Origin of the sequence: Bacillus sp. ATD (assembly GCF_050585765.1) — a bacterium.
Taxonomy (GTDB): Bacteria; Bacillota; Bacilli; order Bacillales; family Bacillaceae; genus Bacillus; species Bacillus stercoris.
In genome coordinates, this window is the sequence record NZ_JBOBQH010000010.1 from 79,585 (window position 1) to 104,388 (window position 24,804).

The following is a 24,804-nucleotide window of genomic DNA, read 5'->3' on the forward strand; positions in this document are numbered from 1 at the left end:
AAAAGAAAAAGGAGATGGGAGAATGAGAAAAAAAGTGCTGATCACCGGCTTTGACCCTTTTGACAAAGAAACCGTCAATCCATCATGGGAAGCGGCGAAACGGCTTAATGGCTTCGAGACGGATGAGGCAATCATTACAGCGGAACAAATTCCTACTGTCTTTAGATCCGCTCTCGACATTCTGCGCCAAGCCATTCGAAAGCATCAGCCAGATATCGTGATTTGTGTCGGCCAAGCCGGAGGGCGGATGCAGGTCACACCGGAACGAGTGGCGATCAACCTTGCAGATGCGCGAATCCCCGATAATGAAGGACATCAGCCGATTGATGAAGAGATTTCTCCAGGAGGGCCCGCTGCTTACTGGACGGGGCTTCCCGTGAAACGAATGACTGAAAAAATGAAGGAAAACGGCATTCCGGCCGCGGTCTCCTATACAGCGGGAACCTTTGTATGCAACTATTTGTTCTACGGATTAATGGATCACATTAGCCGGACAGCTCCGCACATTCGCGGAGGGTTTATTCATATTCCTTACATTCCGGAGCAAACAACAGACAAAACAGCGCCGAGCCTCAGCCTCGACACGATTGTCCGGGCATTGAGAATCGCCGCTGTTACGGCCGCACAATATGATGAGGATGTGAAGTCACCAGGCGGTGCGCTGCACTAAGCGGCCGCCGCCGTTTCGTCCCTCAGCCTCTTTTTGTAGACAAACGCTGATAAGGTGACACTTACTTCAAACAGGACAAGAAGCGGAATCATCACAAGAAAATCAGAAATGAAATCCGGCGGTGTAATCAATATAGACACAACGATCAGCAGAAAATAGGACAGCTTTCTCGCTTTGGCCAGTCTGTAAGGATTTAAGATGCCCAGCCTTGTTAAAAACATCACCACCAAGGGCATCTCAAACAAGAAGCCGAACGGCAGGCTCAAATTCACCATAAACCTGAAGTAGCGGTCAGCCGTAAACATCGTTTCAAAATGGCCGGAGGATAAATGAGTCAAAAAGCTGAGCACGATTGGAAACAAGACAAAGTATCCGAAGGAGATGCCCGCCAAAAACAACGCAAATAAACCTGGTATGTACATGAGCGTCACCTTGCGCTCCGTTTTCGTCAGCGCCGGGGCAACGAAACGCCACAGCTGGTACGCGGCAACAGGGATGGAGGCCGCAATGGCACAAATGCCGGCAAGCATCATATACACCCAAAGAATTTCACTCGGACCAAGCACAGCCAGCTTTCCGTCCAAATCCCTGATCAGCCAGTCATAAATATCCTGTACAAATAAAAAAGCCGTGATGAGAAATAGAAGAAATGCCGCGAGGGTTATGATCATCCGGCGGCGAAGCTCTTCTAAATGCCCAATCAGATGGGTTTCTTTTTTATCCATTCAAAAAAGCCCTCCCTTTCATAAAAAAAGAGGCAGACCCGGTGTCTGCCTCATCAGCATTCAGCCCGCGTTTTTGTCCTGCTTTACCGCTGTCAGCTCAGCTGATTTCTCTTCTTTTTCATCACCAGACACAAGTGATTTTGTGGCGCTTTTAAATTCCAGCAGTGTCCGTCCGGCGGCACGCCCGATTTCCGGCAGCTTGGAAGGGCCAAAAATAATGAGGGCGATGACGAAGATCAGAATCAAGCCCGGTATTCCAATGTTTGAAAACATAATTTCCACTCCTTAATTCGTGATTTTTGCCCGCTTCTTAATCATTTGTTTTTCGTGGGCTTTGTTGTGCGCAAAGAAACGATCCTCTTCGACCTCATCGGATTGCTTCACCCCGCCTTGGATTGTTGTGGATGATACCTTTCTCAACCCAGTTTGGTCTTTCTGGTAAACGAATGAAGCCCGCGTGGAAATGGCTGCGCCCGGCTCGGTCACAAACGGCATCACCCGATAATCGGCTTTCCACTGGTGAGGCGTCACTGTACAGCGGACATATCCGCGATAGTCGTTAAAGAACTTGATGTGCGGATTTTCTTTTAGAATTTGGTCCGTATCCGCCCGCTTATCGGCGCCGTTTCCTCCGGATGTGATCGAGGTTCCGACAAATTCGGCTCCAAATATTTTTGAACTTGTCTTCTCGAAATCGACATGCAAATTCGATGCCCAGCTTGCGTGTACATCACCTGTCAGTACGACAACATTATTCAGATTTTTGCTTTTAATGAAATTGATAACCCGTTCGCGCTGAGCCGGATAGCCGTCCCAAGAATCCATGCTGTAGATCGGGCTTGCGCTTGTCCCAAAATTCCATTTCGCAAAGAAAATTTGCTGCGCCAACACATTCCAGTGGGCGGTCGAGCTGCTCAAATTGTTGAAGAGCCACTGCTCCTGTTCTTTTCCTAACAGGGTTCGATTCGGATTGCGCGATTCATCAGAAGGCGGCTTATTGCCGTCGTTATTGGCTTGGTCGTCTCTGTACTGACGAGTATCAAGCACATTGAAGGACGCCAGGTTTCCATACGTAAAGTGCCGGTACAGCTGCATATCCGGTCCATTCGGCAAAGAGGAAATGCGGAGCGGCATATGTTCATAGTATGCCTGATATGCTGCCGCGCGGCGGAGCACGAATGCTTCAACCGACTGTCCTTTTTCCGGTATTTTATTGGCATAGTTGTTTTCGACTTCATGGTCATCCCATGTCACAACCCAAGGGAATGCAGCATGTGCTGCTTTAAGATTGGCATCAGAGCGGTATTGGGCGTGACGGTTCCGATAGTCTTGCAGCGTATAGATTTCCGCGCTGTTGTGCGTGCGGACATTGCCCGTTTTTGATACATACTCATTCGGCCCGTATTCATATATGTAATCACCGAGATGGAATACAAGATCAAGCTTTTCCTTCGCCATATGCTTGTAGGCCGTATAATATCCGTGCTCATATTGCTGGCAGGAAGCAAAGGCAAAGGTCATTTGCGGCACATTAGCGCCAGGGGCAGGCAGTGTTTTTGTTTTTCCGACAGGGCTTAGTTCATGTCCGGTTTTGAAACGGTAATAGTACACTTTGTTCGGCTCAAGCCCGTCCGCTTCCACATGAACGGAATGGGCAAGACTCGGTTTAGCCATTTCAGTGCCTTTTCTTACGATTTTGCGGAAATGCTCATCCTTTGCAACCTCCCATTTGACAGGCACCGCTTGCTTCGGCATTCCCCCGCCATTCAACGGATCTGGTGCCAGGCGCGTCCAGAGCACGACACTGTCAGAAAGCGGATCACCTGACGCTACCCCTAATGTAAACGGATAGCTTGAGAATTTAGGCGCAGCATTTACTTCAAAGGCCCCAACCGACTGGGCAATGGTTAATCCAAGAGAAAGTCCTGCAATCTTCCCCGCTCCTTGAATAAATTTGCGGCGGTCAAACGTATTGTTTTGAAAGCTTTCCTCTTTCAGTTTCTGTACCCATTCATCAAAACGACTGTCGTATGCCATTCAAGATCCCCTCTCTCCTCATTGATCGTCTCCATTATAGGAAATCATTGTTAAACGAATGTGAAGAAGTGTGAACCGATTGTAAGCGCTGAACATCAAAAACAGGTCTTCCCTCACAAGCCTGCCGCTGAAACATGCCGAAAGCTGGCTGAATGACGCGTTTTCTGCATATCCTGTCGTTTGCAAGCCGCCCATTCGGCCTATTTTTCTTCACATGATCTTAAAAAAACAAAAACACCGAGCTATTTCGCAGAATGGCTCAGTGCCTTATCAGTTATTTCGAAAACAATCTGCTGAAGGCCTTCTTTTTCGGCTTTTCAGCAGGAGGCTCTTGATCTCTTACAATTCCTTTTTCCATCGCTTCTTTCAGCTAAAATGGAAATTCAGCAGGGCAGAGCATCATAAAGCTCATCATCAGAAATGCGGTCAATTTCTTCGTTAAGCAGGATGTTCGTGTTACCAACGCCACGCCTTTCTAGCGTATGGAGTTTATTGAGAAAATCAATTTTCCAATGCCGACAAACTGCCAAAACACAGGCTTATCAGAGGAAGCTTCAATGATCGGTTTGATCGACTTTTTAAAGCCTCCGTCATTGATAAAAACAATGAAAGCGGGATACAAGCTCGGTTCCTCCGCAACATATTTGCGCAGCACGTCCTTCATGACCGGCGGCTCATCATTTCTGCCGAATTTATGCAAGCGGTCATTATTTAAAATTTCACGCTCGACATAGCCCGAAAAATCCTTTTCTGAATCTGGCTTTTATCGGGAATATTCATTAACATACACACATACATCCAGCAACTCATCAAACTAATCAGCCACTGCCAAAATCCGCTCCATCACATGTTAAACCGTCCCGTTTTTGTAGAGCGTTCTCATCAATCCCGTAATATCAAGAACCAGTCCGACACGAGCTATCACCTTCGTTAATTGCTTTTTTCCAGTACGATCATTACACTTTTCTTTTGCAGGTCGATTGTTGCCATTCTGTCATCTCCGTCAGTTCTTTTCACAGGAATACAATTGCATTTCTTCAAAGAAAAACACCGTTCAATTTGAACGGTGTCCTGTCTCTAAAATGTGTTATATACATTTTCACACGTCTCCGCCGTCGGCTGATAAAAGCAGTGTGACTTAAACCTGGCCACAAACGGCTGGTTATACCACTGGGCGGGACAGTTTCCCTCCGGCCTGAAGTACCATAAACTAAATTTTGCAGGCCAGCGCCTTTCACCATTAATCGACCGGCGTGCAAGGGCACGCTCGCTATCCCGCGCCCTTTGATAAAAATATCCATGAGTCACAGCCTCAAACGCGTGTGGCTGATAAATCATCTGCCTGATGGTGCGGAGGCCTTTAAAATCTGAGCAATTTGCCCGCAGCCGATTAATTCCAACGTTGCCGACAAGCAGCATCCCCTGCTTGCCTTCGCCTTCCGCTTCCGCTCTGAGCAGCCTTGCCATCAAATCGACATCCGCACTCGTTGCTCTCACGACCGCCATCACGTCACCTCCCCTTGATCTCTTTTCATCATATTTCATTACTTCAAAAGTGATGACGGAGGGACAGGAGAAGTTTTTAAATTAATTCATCTAAAAACACCAAACATTTTGTTTGCTACAAATGGGCGGTTGGCCGTCAAAGCAGCGTCTGGTGCGAGACGGCCGCCGCAATTTCCGCTGACGAACAGCAGGAGACTTAATGCTGATTCATCCGCCTTAATAAATGTATGGCGCTGGGCCTCCCTCTCCCGGCAATTTTGCACCCGCCTCCGGAAAAACACGAAATAAGGTTTAAGTTTTTACATTTGAGGAATTATACATAACAAATCAACTGACAAAAGGAGGAATTGTAGTGACACATGTGAAAGCGCTCGCGATTAAAGGTATTATGACGATTATTGTGTTGTATCTGGTGCTTGGTCTGGGCTTTGGTTTCACGTTTGGAGATACGCTTTTAATGACGATAGTGTTAGGAGTTATTTCTTATTTGCTTGGGGATCTGTATGTATTGCCGAGATGGAATAACATGATCGCAACTTTGGCTGACTTTGGCTTGGCCTTTCTCGTTATCTGGCTGATGGGTATGCCGCTTTCCCTGGGGATGACTGGCGGTGAAGTTGCGTTGGCGGCTTTATTCGGCGCGATTGCCATGGCAATCGGTGAATATTGCTTCCATTTCTATATGATGAGCAAAGAGATTGGCAAGAAGCATTATCTTGAAACAAGAACAGACTCATAATAGAAAGGCCGGTGCTGACAGCATCGGCCTTTTGTGGATAGCGGGCGCCTTATTTCAAGCATCCTGTTTGTCTACATTCCTGATCGCCATGCAGGAAAAAATGAAACCGAGGGCCGCCAGAAATAATGGGATATACACAACAGATGAAATCGAGAAGCCCGGACTTGTTTGACTAGTGAGCGTTACAATCACTATAGACGAAATGATGGTTGCTGGAACGGAGTGTTTACGCATCCCAAAAAAGATGGGAACTAAACTCGTTCCAGCGGCGCCAAAAGTGAAAACCGCCATTTTTACCGCCTGCTGAGAAATGATTCCAGAAGTTAACTCACCTGGTATAAAATGGTATATTGAGTTCACCCCAAAGAAAACTGCGGCTATGAGTATATTCGAAAGTAAAATCGTGATAAACGTCAGTCCGGCCGCGATCATGAGCTTAGCTGTAAGCAGTTTTTTACGGCTGATCGGGTACGTGAACATCACAAGAATGGTTTTGTTTTTATATTCCGAAATCACCAATTTTGCGATCAGCACTGCGCCAAAAATGATAAATACTGATCTGACAAAGGTGCCGATGATGAGAAACGCTTCCTCCATGCTTTGGAACGAAACCCCGCCATCAGCTTTTTCAGAATAACTGATCAGCCATAAAAAGCCCATAATAATCAGGTTGGCAATGAGGGCGCCTCTGACATACCAGCCCATCTTCATTTTTCTTAATTCGATTCTGATCAAATTCACCAACGTGTCTCTCCTCCTTTACGCACTGATGCTATTGCCGTTGATCAAGTTGATAAAATAATCCTCCAGCGACGTATACTTTTTGTTCATTGATTCAATGTCTACATCATTCAAAATCAACGCTTTGGATATGTCAGACTGAGAGGCTTCAGCCTCGTAAATTCGAATCGTTTTCTCATTTAAGATTTTAAAGTTCGTTAAATGCAGCTCTTTCTCAAGCACAAAGCAGGCCTTTGTCTGATTCAATGTAACAAGCTCAATGTATTCAGTGTTCTGGCCTCTGACATCCTCCATTGATACCTCTTCAATCAGTCTGCCGTCCCGAATGACGCCAATCGTGTCCGCAATTTGTTCGATTTCACTCAGCAAGTGGCTTGAGATCAACAGTGTCATCCCGTACTCTTTGCTCAGCACTTGAAACAATTGCCTGATTTTTTTAATGCCGAGAGGGTCAAGCCCATTCACCGGCTCATCCAGAATAAGCAGATCCGGCTTTGTGAGGATGGCACGCGCAATTCCAAGGCGCTGCTTCATTCCGAGCGAAAAGGTTTTGACGGGCTGCTCGTTGATTTGTTTTAAATTCACCATATCCAGCACTTCTTGAATGGCTTTTTTATTGTGATATCCCATGTATTCACAATGCAGCTCTAAATTTTCTTCAGCTGTCAGGTTTTCATAAAAAATCGGATATTCAATCATGCTGCCGATGTTCCCCAGCACCTCATATGACGTGTGGGTGAGCTTATTCCCAAGGATGCTGATTTCACCGCTTGTCGGTTTAACAAGGCTAGTCAGCATTTTCATAATGGTTGTTTTCCCCGCGCCGTTCGGGCCGAGAAAGCCATAGATTTCACCTTTTTTAATATGCATGCTGACATCGGATACAACCTCTTTGCCCTGATACGTTTTGGTCAGTCCGTTTGTTTGTACGATATAAGTCAAATTTGTTTCTCCTTCCCTCTCTTTTCCTGTTTTCTATTGTAGCGGCGAGCCCTGTCATTTTTATTTCTCAAACCTTACGAAATTCTTACGTTTAAAATGTCATGCGTTTCAATGTGATCGTAAATGCAGTCCGTTCGTACGGCTTGCTTTTGACAGATATAGCGCCCCCCATTTTTTCTGTAAGCCGCTTTGTGATGGTTAAACCGAGACCACTTCCTTGAAATGCTTTATTTCTGGATTCTTCAAGTGTGTACAGCCTTTCAAACACCCGCTGCTGATCGGTTTCACTTATCCCTTTTCCGCGATCCCATATGGTGATGGCAATGTTCGTCTCATCATATGACAGCGTCAGTCCGATTAACTTGCCGGCCGCGCCATACTGAATCGCATTTGACAATAGGTTTTGCAGGATTCTGTCCAGAGCCTCTTCATTCGCCTGCGCATACACCGGCGTATCCGGGATATCAATGGCTGCACGAAAGCCTTTAGACTGAACTGCGTCATAATAATGCAGGATATTGCGTTTGCATATGTCGTTCATATGTACTTTGGTGATTGGGATGTCTTTATCTTCAGATTCTAATTTCGCTAAATCAAAAAAGGAATTGATCATCTGAATGAGTTCATTTGTTTTCTGGCGGAGCTTCCCCAGCAATCTTTCCCGCTCTTCATCAGGCATGTTCGGATCACTTTGGATGGTTTCGATATAACCGAGAATGACCGTTAACGGCGTTTTCAGGTCGTGCGACATATTGGTCAGCATTCGCTTCATGGAATGCTCTGTTTTCGCAAACCGGGCACTGATCTGCTGACGATTCTCAAGGAAAAGATTGATGTTAACAAGCAAGTCTTTGAGCGTTTGATCATCTGTAGGAAGCAAGATTCGCCCCGCCGAATCCTGCCTGAGCATGGAGCCAAGCTGTTCTGCCATATATGCCAAATTCCCGTCTCGCTTCTTTTTCATTATGAATTGAATCACATTCAGGCACGCCAGAACGATGACGGCGGCCATCCATAGCACTGTCATTCTAAAACTCTCCTAATTTATAACCGATGCCCCATAGCGTTTTAATATATTGAGGGGAGGAGGGGTCATCTTCAATCTTTTCTCTAAGCCGCCGCATATGTACGTTAATAATGTTTTGATCGCCAAAATACTCTTCATTCCAGACAGAACGGTAGATTTGTTCTTTCGTAAACACTTTTTTAGGATTTGCCGCAAATAGGCACAGCAGCTGCCATTCTGTTGATGTCAGCTGAAGCGGTTCTCCATTTTTCATAACTGAGACATTGTCTATATCGATCGCAAGCTGGTGAATCCGGATCACCTTATTCTCAGCCGGTTCCTCTGCTGAATATTGCGTCGCCCTTCGTATCGCGGCTTTTACTCTTGCTGTCAGCTCAATCATCGAAAACGGTTTGGCGATATAATCATCCGCCCCAAAACCCAATCCCAATGCCTTGTCAACCTCTCCGTCTTTTGCCGAAATCATTAAGACCGGTATATTGCTTCTTTCCCGGATGATTTTCAGAAAATCCATGCCGTTCAGCTTCGGGAGCATGATATCGAGGAGGATCAAATCGTATGAACTCTGCTGAAACAGCCGGATGCCCTCTTCTCCGTCGAAAGCATGTACAATCCGAAAGCCTTCTTTTGTTAAATAATGATCCACCATTTCACTGATTGAGTGGTCGTCTTCCACAAGCAATATGCTCTGCATCTTCTCACCTAACCTTTACAAAATCAAAAAACACACACGTAATTACACTTATTGTAATTGAAAAACGTGTGTGTTTTATAAAAATTATTCATTTTTTCCTGTTTTCAGCTTCCTGTATTCCATCACCGTAATGACAAAGAATACGGCACCACATCCGATGGCTTGAATAAGCCGAAGCCGTTCACCAAGAAATAAAGCCCCATAGAAAATCGTCAGGACAGGCCCTGTCATTGAAATGGCGGCGGCTCGCTGTGCCCCGATTCGTTTAATACCCTCAAGCATTAGCACAAATGGAACCACAGTGGTAGCGACTGCAATGACCGCAAAAACACCGTACATAGCAAGCGGGTATGCTGCTATTGGCGTATTCATGCCAGCCGCCGATTTGATCCCTGTGTAAAGCATCATGGCCGCTCCGGCAGCTGTCATCCCGTACGCATTAAGACGGATGCCTCCGATTTGATGGACGAGCCGCCCGGAAAGAACAAGATAACCAGCATAGACGGCCGAGGATAACAAAATGAATGCAGATCCAATCATATTTGCCTGAAAGAGCTCAGTATCCCATCCGCCAAGCGCAAAGAAAAGGCCAAACATGACCGCCAGCACTGTGAAAAGGTCCTGAAATGTAACCATATTCCGATCACGACACGCTGTAAATAGGATTACAAATATCGGACAGCTCATAAGCAAAATACGTTCAACCATTGCGGATACATGGTTCAGCCCGATAAAATCAAGCAGGGGAGACAGAAAAAAACAAAACACTCCCGTGCCACAAGCCTTCCATAGGTCTCCTTTTTTATTGCCGTCTGGCATTGGAGGGCGGTATATCAAAAAAATCAGCCAAAACAGCGGAACAGCCATCAGCTGCCTGTATAGCAGCACAGCATCTGGCTCAGCACCCATTTGATAGGCCCATTTAATCCAAATTGACTTAGACGCAAAACAAACCGTTCCGATCAGCAAAAAAATTGTACCTGAAGCGGCCTCGCGAAACTTCCTCTTCTCTTCTTCTCTCATCTCAGCTCAGCTATTCTCCTTTACTTATTCAAATGCTTTTGGATAAAATCGAGAAGCGTATATCCTTGGGCAGTCAGAATAACACCTTTCCCGCTGCAGGCCGGGCATGGTGTTCCTTCAATTTCTCCCGCTCTTTCACATTTAGGACATGCGACCTCAAGATCGTCAGTTGCAATGACCATTTGACATCCTCCTTTCCTATTCATCTGCTATGCACCACCAGCCATCGTCCATTGGCCGTCACCTCCTTTAAGAAACACAAAAAAACCCCCATCCTATGCAAAGGACGAGGGTCTCGCGGTACCACCTTTATTAACAGCTATACAGCCGTTCACTCTAAGTACAGAAAACCTATGTTTCAATACTCCTCTCTTGGTAACGGGGAGAGAAACCCGGCATCGCCTACTATCCGTTCAGCAAAGCAATTCAGAAGCCCATTCGGCATCAGGGGAGGATCGGTTCACACCTGCCACCGACTCTCTGAACCTCCATTCTGATGCGTACTTACTCTTCCTCACGATTGTTGTTCCGTTCTATTATTTGTAAAGTTTATATTACTTGGTTCATGAAATGAAGTCAATTCTTAATCCGATGTTACACCGAGTGCTTCCAGCGCCATATGAACGTGCTCCTCCTGCTGTGTTTGCAGAGCGAGCTTGGCGATTTCCACCGGATACGCCGCCTGCATCTCTGAAATGTGCTCCTGCATTTTTGCCCATATTCGGCCGCCTGCTCGATCATAGTGTTCAAGTAAACGGGCAGTTTCTTTTTCCCCGAAAATGGTTTGATAAAGAACAAAATCCTTGGCTGGATCGGCAACCTTCGCTTCTGTCCAATCCAGAAGCCCTGTGACACGTTCATTTTGGTCGATAAGAATATGCGGCGGGTGGAGATCGCCGTGTATCAGTGCAGAAAAACCAGGCCAGTATGCATCATCATTTATCCACGTTTGCCATCTTTCCCAAAGCTGACTAGATACACCAAGCTTATTTTTCACATCAACCATAGAGTCTGCTGTCATTTGCCTGAAATCTTCTGGCATTATCACTTCTATTCCCGATTGTCCGGCAGCTGTTTGATTTGTGCCATGTAATTCTGCCAGTATGCCGGCAAGTGTATGAACAAAATCGTCTGATGGCGGCTGATGATTCATGTTCCATACATATTGTTTCTGTTCCAAATCAATTTCAGCCGCCGGCGTTCCTTTTAACATTGGGTAAGCGATCAATTCCGGTGTGTGAATTCTCCAATCCGGCACATCAGCTGTAAGATTCGCGCGGAGAAAGGCAAGCGTTTTGCCTTCCGCAGATGCTCTTTCCACAACATCACTGCGACGCGGCTTTCTCAGCACCCATTGCATACCTGTATCGTCCTCGGCAAATACAACTTGAAAGTCCATTCCGGTTTCATTCAATTGCGCGTTCTTAGAATGAACCGTCAAACCTTGGCTGCGTGCAAGCCCGACAATCTCTGTAATTAGCTGTTTTTCGGCAAGGTTTGTCATCCCCATTTCCCCTTTCTCATGCTCCGGCCTGCTGTAGAGAGAAGGGATGTTTGAAGGCACAAAAAAAGAAGGCAAGCATGCCACCCTCTTTTTTGATAACCATATAAGGGCTCACACATAGGCGGATTCATCCCGATTCTCCCGCATTCAGGCGAGAGTTGTTCACTATTGAATTCGTGTCACTCGGAATCTAATGAATGCCATGCTGTAACCCCTCCGTTTCCTAGACGTTAATTGCATTTTACAGCATATTCCATCTCTTCGCTATAAAAAAATGAATCAAGTCACTGGAGCAGGATTGAACAAGCACAAATCATTATGAAGGCCCCAACGGTCAGCCCACGTTTGTTTGCGGCCGCTTGCCACATCCAAAATCGTTCTGAAGATTTCCCAGCCTACATCTTCGATACTGGCCTCTCCTGTCGCGATTCGGCCCGCATTGATATCGATTAAATCCGCCCAATGCTCTGATAATGAATGCCGCGTCGATACTTTCAGCACCGGTGCAGCCGCCAGGCCGTACGGTGTTCCCCTCCCTGTCGTAAACACCTGCAGATTCATGCCCGCAGCCAGCTGCAGGGTGCCGCACACAAAATCGCTTGCCGGTGTCGCCGCGAACAGCAGGCCTTTTTGCTCTGCCCTTTCACCTGGGCCGAGCACGCCGGAGATAGGGCTAGTGCCTGATTTCGCCACCGAGCCTAACGCTTTTTCCACCACATTGGATAATCCGCCTTTTTTATTGCCTGGTGAAGGGTTTGCGCTTCGGTCAGCTTCTCCCCGCCGGAGATAGCTGTCATACCACTTCATCTCATTGATCAGCGATTGTCCGACCTCTTCACTGACAGCCCGCGGCGTTAATAAATGAATGGCATCACGTACCTCTGTCACTTCAGAAAACAAAACCGTCGCACCTGCGCGAACCAATAAATCAGCCGCATACCCCACGGCAGGGTTCGCCGTCACGCCGGAAAACGCATCACTGCCGCCGCATTGCAGGCCGATAACCAGATCTGAAACAGGGCATGTCACACGGGTTCTGCTGTTCAGTCTGATTAACCGCTCCTCCGCCATTTCCAAAATGGATTGGATCATCGCCGCAAAACCTTGATGATCCTGGAGTGATAGAATGTCATCATCATTCCCAGAGGCAATTCTTGCCGGAAGGAGCTTTTCACACCCCAATCCGATTACCATTACTTCTCCGCCGAAGTTCGGATGCTTCGCGAGATTTTGAATCGTGCGGATCGGAATGACGGCGTCGGGCGCATTGATCGCCACGCCGCATCCGTATTGATGATGCAGCGGCACAACGTCATCGACATTTGGGTATTTCGGCAGCAGCTCTTCTTTGATCCGTTTGACCGCATAATCTAAAACGCCAACGACACATTGAACACTTGTGGTGATGCCGAGAATATTTTTTGTCCCCGCACTGCCGTCCGCATTTCGGTATCCTTCAAATGTATATCCTTCAAGAGGGGGCAGCGGCTTCGGCACTCTGTTTGCGAGAGGAAGATCGCCTAACGCCGGGGGATCGGGCATTCTCACGAGGGATTCCCGTATCCAGCTCCCGCGCTTGATCGTCTCATCGGCAAATCCGATCACCTCTCCGTAACGCACGATCTCATCCCCTTGATTGAGATCGGTTAAAGCCACCTTATGGCCTTGAGGAACATCCTCTTCAAGGACGAGTCCGCATGAAAAAACAGTGCCCTTTGGCAGTCCTCCATCATTTACAATAATCGCCGTGTTATCTGTGGCATTCACTTTGATGTAGAGAGGCGCTTGGTTTTGCCTGAGGTTCATCGCCATATGAAAATCACTCCTCATATATTAGTAAGCGTTTTCTTAATTGGTTTTAAAAAAACCGCAGCTCCTACGTTTCAACTGCGGTTGTCTCACCATTACTTTTCATCCAGCCCTTTTAAAATTTTGTCACGGACAAATTTCAGATGCTCATACATGTGGTAATGCGCTTTGTAAGGGTCTCTGTTGGCAAGGGCGTCGTAGATTTTTTTGTGATATTCGACCGTTATATCTCTCTCCCTGTACGGAATTTGGCTGTCAATTTTCGCATGGGTGATTAAGAGGGATTGAATCATCCCCTCTACAACGGGATTATTGGCACTTAACGCTATAATTCGATGGAACTCTTTATCTGCTTCACCATAAAGATTGTCAGTGCTGTTGGCAATGTCGTCGATTGTCTTCTGCAAACGCTGAAGCTCATCCTCATTGATTTTTTCCGCGGCAATCGTCACGAGTCCGAGTTCTAACGCCATCCGTGCTTCAATGATTGCCGGAAGATTATCAGTCGCCAAGGCAAGCATGACGGAAAATGGCTGCATGCCGATTTTATCGTTGAAATATGTGCCCCCGCGGGTTTTTCTCGTAATGACGCCCAGCGTTTCAAGTGAACTGAGCGCCTCCCGAAGCACCGGCCTGCTGACATGCAAAATGTCCATCAGTTCCATTTCTGTCGGCAATTTGTCTCCGGCCCTCAACTGTCCGCTCGATAATAAATGGACAATCCGTTCGATGACCTGTTTGGCTAATGTTTTCCGATTGACTGTATCGACTTTCAAATCCTCTAAACCTTCGTACACGAACAACTCTCCCTTCAGTTGTTCAATTGTAAGACAAAATAGCCGATATGACAATATTTACAATAAAACTTATCGCACAAGACACGGGCGCTTCCGGTCAAATTCCCAGTTGCGGATCAGGAACTGCATAGAAATCGCGTCATTTCGGGCGCCTACATTCATTTTCCGGTAGATCTCATGCGCTTTTTCCACTTGTTCCATATCAATATCGACGCCTAGCCCAGGTTTATCCGGGACTTTGACACAGCCAGCGGAAATCTCAAAAGGCTGTTTCGTTAATCGCTGGCCGTCCTGCCAGATCCAATGGGTATCAATCGCCGTGATGCGCCCCGGAGCCGCTGCTGCCACATGGGTAAACATCGCAAGGGAAATATCAAAGTGGTTGTTGGAGTGCGAGCCCCATGTCAAACCCCAATCATGGCACATTTGCGCCACCCGCACCGACCCTTGCATCGTCCAAAAGTGCGGATCAGCCAGCGGTATATCCACCGCATGAAGCTGAATCGCGTGACCCATTTCCCGCCAGTCGGTCGCAATCATATTTGTCGCAGTCGGAAGCCCTGTCGCGCGGCGAAATTCAGCCATCACTTCGCGAGCGGAGTAGCCGTTCTCATCCCCGCATGGATCTTCTGCGTACGCGAGCACATCTTGCTTTCCTTTGCATAATGCAATAGCTTCCTCTAATGACCACGCCCCGTTCGGATCAAGGGTGATTCTTGCCTCTGGAAAACGTTTCGATAAGGCGGTAACAGCTTCGATTTCTTCTTCTCCCCGCAGCACCCCGCCTTTGAGCTTGAAATCCTGAAAGCCATAGCGCTCCTGTGCAGATTCGGCAAGACGCACAATGCCCTCCGGCGTCAGCGCTTCCTCATGGCGCAGACGGAACCACGCACAATCTGACTGCTCATCGCTTTGATACGGCAAGGTCGTCCGCTTTCGGTCGCCGATGTAAAAAAGGTAACCAAGCATTTTCACTTCATCTCGCTGCTTCCCTTCGCCAAGCAAAGCTGCGACAGGTTCCTGAAGAAATTTTCCAAGCAAATCCAACAAAGACGCTTCCAATGCGGTGACGGCGTGCACAGTGGTGCGCAAATCAAACGTCTGGATTCCGCGTCCTCCCCTGTCCTGATCGCCAAACTGCTTTCTGACCCTTTGCAATATCGCCTGGTACGCACCAATAGATTTTCCGACAACAAGCGGCTCTGCCAGCTCCAGTGTGCGGCGAATACGCTCTCCGCCTGGCACCTCACCGACTCCCTGATTTCCGCTGCTGTCTGTTAAGATTACGATATTCCGGGTAAAAAACGGGCTGTGCGCTCCGCTTAGGTTCAGCAGCATGCTGTCATGTCCCGCAACCGGAATCACCTTCATTTCTGAAATTGAGGGAATATTCGATCTTTTTTCTTTTTGAACCTGCTCTTGTATTGATGAGCCCATGCTTTTTCCTCCTTTTATAAAGCGCTTTCATAAATATTAGACAGGCAATGATTGATCGGGGTCTTGTTCTTGTTTTTTTAACACGACCCGTTTAATCGGGCCGACCAGCAGCAAATAGCTGAGGATCGCAACAATCGCATTAGCGCCGACAAACACGAGCGCGCCATTAAATGATCCTGTGGCATTGACGATGTAACCGATAATAATCGGTGTTGTAATCGAGGCAATATTTCCGAAAGTGTTGAACAAACCGCCGCTTAATCCTGCACACTCTTTCGGAGACGTGTCCGACACGACAGCCCAGCCCAATGCGCCGAAGCCTTTTCCGAAAAACGCGAGCGACATAATGATAACGACGAGCCATGCTGAATCTGTGTAGTTGCAGACAATCATACTGCAAGACAGCAACATGCCGGCAATGATTGGCACTTTTCTAGCAAAGGTCAGTGAACGGCCTTTTTTGAGTAAGATGTCTGACACAATACCTCCAAGCACGCCGCCGGCAAATCCGCACAGCGCCGGCAAGGAGGCGACAAACCCAGCTTCTAGAATAGACATGCCGCGGGCCTGAACCAAATATACCGGAAACCATGTGAGAAAGAAATAGGTGAGAGTCGTAATGCAATATTGCGCGATGTACACGCCAATCAGCATGCGGTTCGTTAACAGCTGTTTGATATACGGCCATTTCGATTCTGTTTCTTGTTTGCTTTTACTGTCATCCATGGAAATCAGCCCGCCGCCCTGTTCGATGTACGCAAGCTCAGCTTCGTTAATCTTTGGGTGTTTTTTCGGTTCATACACCGTTTTTAGCCAGATGACAGCCAGAAGAATCCCCGCAGCCCCCATGACAACGAAGACGGAATGCCAGCCGAAAGAGTGGGTGAGCCAGCCCATTAAAGGAGAAAATATGACGATTGCGAAGTATTGTGCTGAATTAAAAAAAGCTGAAGCTGTCCCGCGCTCGGAACTTGGAAACCATGAGGCAACAACTCTGCCGTTTCCGGGAAATGAAGGCGCTTCTGATAAGCCTACCAGAAAACGCAGTGCAAACAGCAGGATAATCGCTGTGCCGGCTGAGAAAAAGCCAATCGCCCCTTGCAGCAGCGTAAAAAACGACCAGAAAAAGATGCTTAACGCAATGACAGTCTTTGAACCAAAACGGTCCAGCAGCCAGCCGCCCGGAAGCTGCCCGATGACATAGGCCCAGCCAAAGGCAGAAAAGACATATCCCATGGCGACCGAATCCAATCCCAAATCATGCTGGACGGAATCTCCGGTGATGGAAAGCGTCGCTCGATCCGCGTAGTTAATAGAGGTCACAAGAAACAGCATAAACACGATGAACCAGCGCACAGACGTTTTTTTGCCCGCCGGTGTAACACTCGCAAAGTCTTTTTTCATAGTATCTTCTCCTTTTCAAAGTAGAGAATCATATGCTGGCTGTGATAAAGCTGGGAAAGAGACATACGCCTCTTTCCAGCACCATTACGGCTTCACAAAAACGGTTTTGATCGCTGTGAAAAAGTCCTTCGCCGCCTCACCCTGTTCGCGGGAGTGGGAGCTCGACTGCTTCATGCCGCCAAAAGGCGCCTGCAGCTCAACGCCTGCGCTTTCTGCATTGACCCGAACCAGCCCGGCATCAATTTCATCAATGAAAGAAAGCATTTTGCCGATGTTTTCCGTGAAGATGGATGCACTTAAACCGAACTTCACATCATTGGCGATGTCCAGCGCCTCCTCCATCGAATCAACCTTGATCAAAGCAATCACCGGACCGAAGATTTCCTCCTGGGCAATCGTCATCTCAGATGTCACATTGTCAAAGATCGCAGGCTGAACATAATAGCCGTTTTGATACTTTCCGTTCTCCAGCTTTTCTCCTCCCATTAAAAGGGAAGCGCCCTCCCGCTTGCCTTTCTCAATGTATGACAGGCAGTTATCAAGCTGATTCTTGCTGGCGATCGGTCCCATCCAGACATCCTCTTTTAAGCTGTCTCCGATTGTAATATCCTTTGTGCGCTGAAGCAGTTTTTCTTTAAAGCGCTCATAAATGCCGCTTTGCACGATGACACGGCTTGTCGCGGTGCATTTCTGGCCGGTTGAACGAAAGGCCCCCGTAATGACAGCTTCAGCCGCAGCTTCAAGGTCAGCGTCATCAGCTACGATGACAGGGTTTTTGCCGCCCATTTCAAGCTGATATTTAGCTCCCCTCGCTAAAGCGGCTTGCCCGATGATTTTTCCGACTTGATTTGAACCGGTAAACGTAACGGCGTTTACACCGTCATGCTCAGCAAGCCCCTGCCCGACAACAGAGCCCGGGCCTGTCACCAAATTGATGACCCCTGCCGGCAGCCCCGCTTCCTCAAAGCAGGCAATGAGCTTCGCGCATGTCACGGCTGTTTCTGTTGCCGGTTTGATGACAACTGTATTGCCGTATACCAGTGCCGGCGCCATTTTCCAAATCGGTATCGCCACCGGGAAATTCCACGGAGAAATCACGCCGACCACACCGAGTGGGACACGGGTGGTGAACATGAGCGCGTCTTTGTCAGTAGACGGAATGACGTCACCCGTTTTGCGCATGCCCTCTCCGGCGTAATAGCGCAGAATGGCAATCCCCCGGGCTGTTTCTCCCTTCGCTTCCGGCAGTGTTTTGCCCATTTCACGCGTTGCACAGGCAGCGATTTCCTCCAAGCGCCGCTCCATGATATCCGCTGTTTTGTATAAGTATTGGCCGCGCTCGGCACCCGTCAGCTTTCTCCAAGCCGTTTTGGCTTTATTGGCGGCGGCGACGGCACGTTCCACATCCTCAGCTGTTGAATTCTGTACATAACCGACAATATCATTCACATCGGCAGGGTTTTCGACCTTAACCATATCGCCTGATTGAGACTGAACCCACTCTCCGTTAATAAAATTGAGATACGTGTTTTGTTCCGTGATCACAGACATGCCCATTACCCCTTTCGTGTTTTTTCTGGTCAAACCGTTGCGGCTTTTTTCGGAAAACGGTCAGCCGCCTGCTTCAAAATCGCTTCCAATTGCTGATAATGATCCTTTTCAACCGGGCCGACAGGCGGTCTGGCTGTATTTCTTACATTCAGCCCCATGATCTCCATCCCCGCTTTAATCAAGGATACGGCGTAGCCCTTTCGTTGTTTGCGAATGTCGTTGATTGGGAGAATCACATGCTGATAAATTTCCTTCACCAGCTCGGCATCTCCGTTTTTCAATGCATCATAAAACATTCGCGAAATATGCGGGATATAATTTGAAATCGCTGAAGAGTAAGAGTGGAATCCGATCGGCAGGTAAGCCGGCATCGTCACTTCAGCCATCGGCATTCCGTTGAGCCATCCTAAGCGGTCGCCGATCGTATAGACGAGGTTAATATTTAAATCCATATTCCCTACCCCGTCTTTGACACCGACAAGCTGTTCACATTCGGTCAAGCGTTTGATCTGTTCTACAGCGAGAATGGCGTTATCACGCTGATAGAGAATCGCATTCAAGTCAGTGCTTTCAATAATCGTTTTCGCATACTGATACAGCCCCTCCTGTTCGCCATGCACCAAATACGGGGGCAGGATCAAGTAGCCGTCGGCGCCCTTTTTCTCCGACAGCTGCGCCCATTCAAGCGCTGTGCTGAGGTTGCCGCCCACCCCAGTGTAAACCGGCACCTTTCCCCCGGCTGCAGAGACTGCGACTTCCACCATTTGCTCATATTCCTTCTGGCTGAGAGATTGAAATTCACCAGACCCGCAAGCGATAAATATCGCTTCTAAGCCCTCTTTCAGCAAAAACTCAATGTTTTGAAAAAGAGCTTCTTCCTCCAGCTTTCCTTGTGTGTTAAAAGGAGCAACCGGAAAACCTAAAATGCCAGCGGGTGCTTTTCTGATACGGCTCATCAACATAACCTCCTGTTATTTGTGTATACAGCCCCTAACTGAAAGCGCTTTATTAATCTTTGTTTCACATCCGCTCCTTCCCATATATCCTTTTGTTTAATTGTAAGACAAATAAACAATAAGTCAATATCTTTATTTTCTGATATTTTATAAAAAAACAGTAAATCGCTGTCCCGCCGGGATTCTGCGCAGCAAAAAAACAGCCGGATCAGCCGGCTGTTTGGTTTATATCCTTCTTTGTTTCATCGTCTCGTGCAAAAGCTTCGCTTCCAAAAAAAACACGTGGATGAATTTTTTCATATTTATTCTAGCAGGGGCGAGAGGTTTTGCATCCTTGGATTGGAGTTCTTTCATTTTCTGGCTGACTACCGGAAAATCAAAGAACTTCGACGCATAGGTTTCAAATTTTGGATTCGAAAAATCAGTTGTCCCCAGTGATGCAAAATGGTGCAGCGAATGGATAATCGCTCTGCGGATACGCTGCTCTGAGGCTTTCATTTCTCGATTGACCTCCGTCTGAGAGGCCCCTGTCCCCAGCTTCCGTTCGGCTACTTGGGTGAATATTTGTTTTAGCGAAGGGCTTTGTTTTTCGTGCGGCTCGGATTGCTCGTATTCTGCTAAATACTGCAGGACTGCCATGAGATCCTGCGCGCCGCCTTCTCCCATCATGCCCAGCTCGGACAGCAGAAATGCTCCCGCCTCTTTTAAATCGCTGTCACTCTTCTGCTGGGGACGCGCTTTCCGATCAGTCCGATTGACAAGCCGGCTTAGTGAATGCTGAATGGCTCCAATCGAGTGTTCAAGCTCAATCCGCTCCTTCACCTTTTGGAGAACCGTAACAATTTCAATGCGGTTAATCGGCTTATGGATAAAATATTCGATGCCGAGCGAGTACGCTTCTCCGACCATTTCCTTTGCCTCCACTTGAGAGATCATGACGATTTTGCCGGAGTACGTATGCTGGATCTCACGAATGGTCTCAATGCCGTCTCTTCCGGGCATTAACAGATCAATTAATAAAATATCAATCTGTTTGAACTGCAGCATATGCCCTTCCACTTGGCTTCCGTCTTCTGCTTCACCAGCAGCTTCCCCAAGATCCTCGTCCTCAATGATCTGCCTTAAAATCGACCGTACCGCACGGTCATCATCAGCGATAAAAAAACGCATAGCTTTCGGTTCACCCTTTCTGAATCAAATGCCGGACAGGCAGCCTGATGGCAAACACCACTCCCCGCTGCTGATTATCAAACGTAATATCCCCATCTAGTTCAGTCACCATTTCCTTCACATAGGAAAGTCCTATTCCCGTAGAAGGCGTGCCGAATTCGTCATATTTTGAAGTAAAGCCCGGGTCGAACACAATCTCCCCTATTTTTTCAGATATACCGGGACCATTGTCTTCCACCTGAAATTCTACCATACTCTCATTTAACTTATGGAGCCTCAGGCTGATCATTCCCTCTTCATCCATAGCTTCTACCGCATTTGCCGTTAGATTATTAATGATCGAAAGCACAATAAATACGTGATATTCGTCATGCTCTCCCTCTATGGAGCAGTAAAAATCAATCTGCTTTCCCAGTGCTTCAGCGTACTTTTCATTCATTCGAATCACGAGCTGCAGCAAATCAGAAGCCCTCATATAATCTCTCAAACTCTCATTCGAAATCAGTTTTGAAAGCCCGGCGAATATCCGTTGGTTGTCCTTTTTCACTTCATGAATCTCCCCGGCCAGTCTCAGGATTCTGCCGCTGAGCTGATGATCCTTGCCCTTCATTTCCCGATAGAGCTGATACGAATCGTTTGTCACTTTCTCTGTCGTTTTCAAAGTCTTTTTTAGATGCACCGTTTCTTCATATAAATTAGAAACGATCATCAGCATGTGCTCATGCTGCTGCCTTGTCTGTTTTTCTCTCGATTGTGTTTCATACAGCTTCAGCACACTATAAAAGCTCATCACGATAAATGTGTGAGAAATCGCAATCACCGCAATGTCAGTAATTTCCTCAGGCGTGACAACCGTATGAAAAATGAGAAATTGCACAGCCAGCTCGACACAATCTGACACAACTTCAATCATAAACCCAATGAAACCGAGCATAATCGGCCGTTCACGGAAACGATTGGCCTTTAGTATGTAAAACAGGCAGGCGTAAGTCATATAAAAGAAAAAGCTAGACGCTTGGTCATACAGAATCGAAGTCAATCCGTTGTGCCCTCCGCCCCATAATTCCAGAAAGACGCGAAAGATAAAAACAGCCGCTCCAGTCAGAAAACCTGGCAGCACAGCGGGCACATGCCGCAACAACGATAAAAAGAAGAAAAAAACCGGTGCGCCAAAGCTGACCCGGAATTCTTCATTGAGGGGATAAAATTTCAGTTCACCGGCCAGCGGCACCGTAATCAGCATGAGAGCCAGTATATATCCGTCTTTTTCGATAAAACGTTCCAGTTTTATGATGATCACATCCTCGCTTTTTATTTTGGAGAAACGGGAGAAAACCTGCAAATTGCTTTTGACCCAGAAAATCAGGTTTTTATAAATCTTACTGCTTATTTTCAAAATGTTTTTGTCGTATTTTGTATGATTCTGTAGTCGCCATTATACAGTAAATGTACCATCCGCTTTTATGAAAGCGTTTAACGCCCCTTCAGCCTTCGCTTTGATAAACCTCAGTCCTTAAAGAAGAAAATCAGTGAGGAGGAATTCGATGAAAGAATTGATAAAAGAGACTCTGAAAGAAATAAACCCGGCGTCACAGCTGCATCATTGGGTTGAGCATTATCGCCCCTTTGCCGCCAATGGACAAAGTGCAAACTATATCCCCGCTTTAGGAAAAGTCAATGACTCACAGCTCGGCATTTGTATATTGGAGCCTGACGGAACGATGATACATGCCGGCGATTGGAACGTCCCTTTTACCCTGCAAAGCATTTCCAAAGTGATCAGCTTTATCGCCGCCTGCATGAGCCGCGGCATTCCCTATGTGCTGGACCGCGTAGATGTCGAACCGACAGGCGATGCCTTTAATTCAATCATTCGGCTCGAAATCAACAAGCCGGGAAAGCCGTTTAATCCCATGATCAACGCGGGTGCCCTTACCATCGCCTCGATTCTTCCCGGTGAATCGGCATACAAGAAGCTCGAGTTTCTATACTCGGTGATGGAAACCTTAATAGGAAAACAACCGAGAATTAATGAGGAAGTGTTCCGTTCTGAATGGGAAACCGCCCACCGCAACAGAGCGCTGGCCTACTATTTAAAAGAAACAAACTTTTTAGAAGCTGACGTAGAAGAAACACTTGAGGTGTACTTGAAGCAATGCGCCATGGAGAGCACCACAGAAGACATCGCGTTGATCGGCCTGATCCTTGCCCATGACGGGTATCATCCGATTCGACGCGAGCAGGTGATTCCAAAAGATGTGGCAAAATTGGCCAAGGCGTTAATGCTGACGTGCGGCATGTACAATGCTTCAGGCAAATATGCGGCGTTTGTCGGCGTGCCGGCCAAAAGCGGTGTCTCCGGCGGCATCATGGCGCTGGTTCCTCCAAGCGCCAGAAGAGAACAGCCTTTTCAATCCGGATGCGGTATCGGCATTTACGGGCCTGCCATTGACGAATACGGCAACAGCCTCACCGGGGGTATGCTGCTGAAGCATATGGCACAGGAGTGGGAACTCAGTATTTTTTAAACATAAAAAAGAGGTGATTGTATGCAGCAAATCCTGGAACATATCGTCGGTATCGCAAATGATCTTTTGTGGTCAAAGCTATTAATTGTATTGCTTCTTTCTCTTGGAATCTATTTTACGTTCAGGCTTAAGTTTTTACAGGTTCGCATGTTGAAAGAAATGGTGAGAGTGTTAAGAGAAGGTGCTGCTTCCCGGTCGAAAAACACCATTTCTCCGTTTCAAGCCTTTTGCATCAGCATGGCAGCCCGTGTCGGAACGGGAAATATTACGGGCATTGCCATCGCCATTGCACTCGGCGGGCCCGGTGCAATCTTCTGGATGTGGATTATCGCCATTATCGGATCAGCATCCAGCTTTGTGGAAAGCACACTGGCTCAGATTTATAAAGTAAAAGATGTAAACGGCTTCCGCGGCGGGCCGGCGTATTACATGGAAAAAGGGCTGAACAAAAGGTGGATGGGCGCGCTGTTCGCTGTGTTAATCACCTTATCGTTCGGTATCGTCTTCAACTCGGTTCAATCCAATACAGTCAGCCTTGCCTTTGAAAACGCGTTCGGCACAAACCGCCTGACATTGGGACTCATTTTAATTGCTGTATTCGGCACGATCATTTTCGGCGGAGTCAAGCGCATTGCAAAATTGGCTGAATCCATTGTCGTCGTATTGGCTGTCCTGTATATCGGAGTTGCGTTTTTCGTCATTTTCACCAACATTACGCAGCTGCCAGATGTGCTTGCGCTAATCGTGAAAAATGCGTTTGGTTTTGACCAGGCCGCCGGCGGGGCTTTGGGCGCGGCACTCATGCAAGGCGTCAGACGGGGAATCTTTTCAAACGAAGCGGGAATGGGGAGCGCACCGAATGCCGCTGCCACCGCCACAACAAGCCACCCCGTCAAACAGGGGCTGATCCAAGCTTTTGGTGTGCTTACTGATACACTGGTCATTTGTACAAGCACCGCCTTTATCATTCTGTTTTCGGATGCCTATCATACTCCGGGTCTGAGCGGAATCGCCTTGACACAAGCCTCTCTAAGCTCCCATGTCGGATCATGGGCATCAGGCTTTCTCGCCATTCTGATTTTGTTATTCGGATTCTGTGCTTTAATCGGAAACTATTATTATGGCGAAACCAATATTGGCTTTTTGAACAAAAGCAAAAAACTAATATTCGTTTACCGTATCGGCGTGCTGGCGATGATTGTGTTTGGCTGTGTCGCCAAAGTCCAGCTCGTCTGGGATCTTGCTGATTTATTCATGGGCTTGATGGTCGTCGTGAATTTAATTGCAATTTTCTTATTATCAAAGGTCGTTTTTACAGCGCTGAAGGACTATACACGCCAGAAAAAAGCTGGCAAAGATCCGGTCTTCTATAAAGATGTGCTCAAAAACCACAACGGCATTGAATGCTGGCCGCTTTCTGATACATCGTCAGACTCACACAACAAACAAATATCATAAAAAAGAGGTGTTCAGACATATGGGCTGAACACCTTTCTCTATTTGCGTTTATTGACAAACACGTAAGCCTCCATTACGATTTTCAT

General features: G+C 47.3%; 25 protein-coding genes, 2 pseudogenes and 1 other annotated feature. Of the genes and pseudogenes, 5 read left to right on the top strand and 22 right to left on the bottom strand.

The genetic code is table 11. The annotated features are described in order from the left end of the window. Positions 1-22 precede the first annotated feature (22 nt). Entirely contained in the window at positions 23-670 is a 648-nt protein-coding gene (gene pcp / locus ACQXR1_RS19080) for a pyroglutamyl-peptidase I (RefSeq protein WP_103031499.1), read from the top strand. Here the strand turns inward: pcp and tatC are convergent. The 7 genes and pseudogenes from tatC to ACQXR1_RS19115 all read right to left on the bottom strand — a co-directional run bounded on the left by tatC (position 667) and on the right by ACQXR1_RS19115 (position 5,201). Beyond that, positions 667-1,395 carry a twin-arginine translocase subunit TatC gene (gene tatC, locus ACQXR1_RS19085; protein ID WP_040084277.1) on the bottom strand — a complete coding sequence of 243 codons (729 nt, stop codon included), beginning with the start codon at positions 1,393-1,395 and terminating at the stop codon, positions 667-669. The genes pcp and tatC overlap by 4 nt on opposite strands. A gap of 60 nt (positions 1,396-1,455) precedes the next feature. Further along, positions 1,456-1,668, bottom strand: coding sequence for a sec-independent protein translocase protein TatAD (gene tatAD, locus ACQXR1_RS19090; RefSeq protein ID WP_003223835.1), 213 nt, complete (start codon positions 1,666-1,668; stop codon positions 1,456-1,458). 12 nt (positions 1,669-1,680) lie between these two features. Beyond that, positions 1,681-3,432, bottom strand: coding sequence for an alkaline phosphatase PhoD (gene phoD / locus ACQXR1_RS19095; RefSeq protein ID WP_040084278.1), 1,752 nt, complete (start codon positions 3,430-3,432; stop codon positions 1,681-1,683). An 18-nt stretch (positions 3,433-3,450) separates the two neighbouring features. Continuing rightward, positions 3,451-3,627, bottom strand: coding sequence for a hypothetical protein (locus ACQXR1_RS19100; protein ID WP_430772688.1), 177 nt, complete (start codon positions 3,625-3,627; stop codon positions 3,451-3,453). A 79-nt stretch (positions 3,628-3,706) separates the two neighbouring features. Next, a pseudogene (locus ACQXR1_RS19105) lies at positions 3,707-4,422 on the bottom strand (VWA domain-containing protein). An 87-nt stretch (positions 4,423-4,509) separates the two neighbouring features. After that, complete coding sequence (cwlJ, locus tag ACQXR1_RS19110; RefSeq protein WP_014662646.1) at positions 4,510-4,938, bottom strand: cell wall hydrolase CwlJ; 429 nt, start codon at positions 4,936-4,938, stop codon at positions 4,510-4,512. 86 nt (positions 4,939-5,024) lie between these two features. Next, a complete protein-coding gene (locus tag ACQXR1_RS19115) occupies positions 5,025-5,201 on the bottom strand; it encodes a hypothetical protein (RefSeq protein ID WP_306289211.1) in 177 nt (58 codons plus the stop codon). An 89-nt stretch (positions 5,202-5,290) separates the two neighbouring features. Here ACQXR1_RS19115 and ACQXR1_RS19120 point away from each other — a divergent pair, with 89 nt between their 5' ends. Further along, the gene (locus ACQXR1_RS19120) at positions 5,291-5,677 is read left to right on the top strand and encodes a YndM family protein (RefSeq protein ID WP_014662645.1); all 387 of its coding nucleotides are present in this window, start codon (positions 5,291-5,293) and stop codon (positions 5,675-5,677) included. Beyond that, positions 5,637-5,768, top strand: a pseudogene (locus ACQXR1_RS19125) (hypothetical protein); the annotation flags it as partial. The gene ACQXR1_RS19120 and the pseudogene ACQXR1_RS19125, both read left to right, overlap by 41 nt. Here the strand turns inward: ACQXR1_RS19125 and ACQXR1_RS19130 are convergent. From ACQXR1_RS19130 to glnK, 15 genes are all read right to left on the bottom strand, one after another. Continuing rightward, positions 5,732-6,418 carry an ABC transporter permease gene (locus tag ACQXR1_RS19130; RefSeq protein WP_430772703.1) on the bottom strand — a complete coding sequence of 229 codons (687 nt, stop codon included), beginning with the start codon at positions 6,416-6,418 and terminating at the stop codon, positions 5,732-5,734. The pseudogene ACQXR1_RS19125 and the gene ACQXR1_RS19130 overlap by 37 nt on opposite strands. 18 nt (positions 6,419-6,436) lie before the next feature. Then, the gene (locus ACQXR1_RS19135; protein ID WP_326350480.1) at positions 6,437-7,360 is read right to left on the bottom strand and encodes an ABC transporter ATP-binding protein; all 924 of its coding nucleotides are present in this window, start codon (positions 7,358-7,360) and stop codon (positions 6,437-6,439) included. A gap of 91 nt (positions 7,361-7,451) precedes the next feature. Beyond that, positions 7,452-8,387 carry a HAMP domain-containing histidine kinase gene (locus ACQXR1_RS19140; protein ID WP_430772689.1) on the bottom strand — a complete coding sequence of 312 codons (936 nt, stop codon included), beginning with the start codon at positions 8,385-8,387 and terminating at the stop codon, positions 7,452-7,454. A 1-nt stretch (position 8,388) separates the two neighbouring features. Next, complete coding sequence (gene ycbL, locus ACQXR1_RS19145) at positions 8,389-9,069, bottom strand: two-component system response regulator YcbL (RefSeq protein WP_080478300.1); 681 nt, start codon at positions 9,067-9,069, stop codon at positions 8,389-8,391. A gap of 96 nt (positions 9,070-9,165) precedes the next feature. Then, positions 9,166-10,104 (bottom strand): DMT family transporter, encoded by a 939-nt coding sequence (locus ACQXR1_RS19150; RefSeq protein WP_430772690.1) that lies wholly within the window; start codon positions 10,102-10,104, stop codon positions 9,166-9,168. 20 nt (positions 10,105-10,124) lie between these two features. After that, positions 10,125-10,286 carry an anti-TRAP regulator gene (gene rtpA / locus ACQXR1_RS19155; protein WP_003234807.1) on the bottom strand — a complete coding sequence of 54 codons (162 nt, stop codon included), beginning with the start codon at positions 10,284-10,286 and terminating at the stop codon, positions 10,125-10,127. Between the two features lie 97 nt (positions 10,287-10,383). Beyond that, positions 10,384-10,631 (bottom strand) — a binding site (T-box leader). Between the two features lie 56 nt (positions 10,632-10,687). After that, the gene (gene mphK / locus ACQXR1_RS19160; protein ID WP_430772704.1) at positions 10,688-11,608 is read right to left on the bottom strand and encodes a macrolide 2'-phosphotransferase MphK; all 921 of its coding nucleotides are present in this window, start codon (positions 11,606-11,608) and stop codon (positions 10,688-10,690) included. A 279-nt stretch (positions 11,609-11,887) separates the two neighbouring features. After that, entirely contained in the window at positions 11,888-13,420 is a 1,533-nt protein-coding gene (gene garD, locus ACQXR1_RS19165) for a galactarate dehydratase (protein WP_430772691.1), read from the bottom strand. A gap of 92 nt (positions 13,421-13,512) precedes the next feature. Further along, entirely contained in the window at positions 13,513-14,214 is a 702-nt protein-coding gene (locus ACQXR1_RS19170; protein ID WP_014662635.1) for a FadR/GntR family transcriptional regulator, read from the bottom strand. A gap of 69 nt (positions 14,215-14,283) precedes the next feature. Beyond that, positions 14,284-15,651: a glucarate dehydratase gene (gene gudD, locus ACQXR1_RS19175; RefSeq protein ID WP_430772692.1), complete on the bottom strand. Its 1,368-nt coding sequence runs from the start codon at positions 15,649-15,651 to the stop codon at positions 14,284-14,286. A gap of 36 nt (positions 15,652-15,687) precedes the next feature. Beyond that, the gene (gene gudP, locus ACQXR1_RS19180) at positions 15,688-17,055 is read right to left on the bottom strand and encodes a glucarate transporter GudP (RefSeq protein ID WP_430772693.1); all 1,368 of its coding nucleotides are present in this window, start codon (positions 17,053-17,055) and stop codon (positions 15,688-15,690) included. A gap of 84 nt (positions 17,056-17,139) precedes the next feature. Continuing rightward, positions 17,140-18,606, bottom strand: a complete 1,467-nt coding sequence (gene gucD / locus ACQXR1_RS19185; protein ID WP_103031492.1) for an alpha-ketoglutaric semialdehyde dehydrogenase GucD — start codon at positions 18,604-18,606, stop codon at positions 17,140-17,142. Between the two features lie 29 nt (positions 18,607-18,635). Next, positions 18,636-19,562, bottom strand: coding sequence for a 5-dehydro-4-deoxyglucarate dehydratase (gene kdgD / locus ACQXR1_RS19190; RefSeq protein ID WP_041521239.1), 927 nt, complete (start codon positions 19,560-19,562; stop codon positions 18,636-18,638). Between the two features lie 225 nt (positions 19,563-19,787). Next, on the bottom strand, positions 19,788-20,732 hold the full coding sequence (glnL, locus tag ACQXR1_RS19195) for a glutamine utilization two-component system response regulator GlnL (RefSeq protein ID WP_430772694.1): 945 nt from the start codon (positions 20,730-20,732) through the stop codon (positions 19,788-19,790). Between the two features lie 10 nt (positions 20,733-20,742). After that, complete coding sequence (gene glnK, locus ACQXR1_RS19200) at positions 20,743-21,975, bottom strand: two-component system sensor histidine kinase GlnK (protein ID WP_430772705.1); 1,233 nt, start codon at positions 21,973-21,975, stop codon at positions 20,743-20,745. A 301-nt stretch (positions 21,976-22,276) separates the two neighbouring features. Between glnK and ACQXR1_RS19205 the strand changes: the two genes are divergently transcribed. Together ACQXR1_RS19205 and ACQXR1_RS19210 are read left to right on the top strand one after the other, a co-directional pair. After that, the gene (locus ACQXR1_RS19205) at positions 22,277-23,260 is read left to right on the top strand and encodes a glutaminase (RefSeq protein ID WP_069839766.1); all 984 of its coding nucleotides are present in this window, start codon (positions 22,277-22,279) and stop codon (positions 23,258-23,260) included. Positions 23,261-23,281: 21 nt separating this feature from the next. After that, entirely contained in the window at positions 23,282-24,718 is a 1,437-nt protein-coding gene (locus ACQXR1_RS19210) for an alanine/glycine:cation symporter family protein (RefSeq protein ID WP_014662627.1), read from the top strand. The last annotated feature ends 86 nt before the right edge of the window (positions 24,719-24,804 follow it).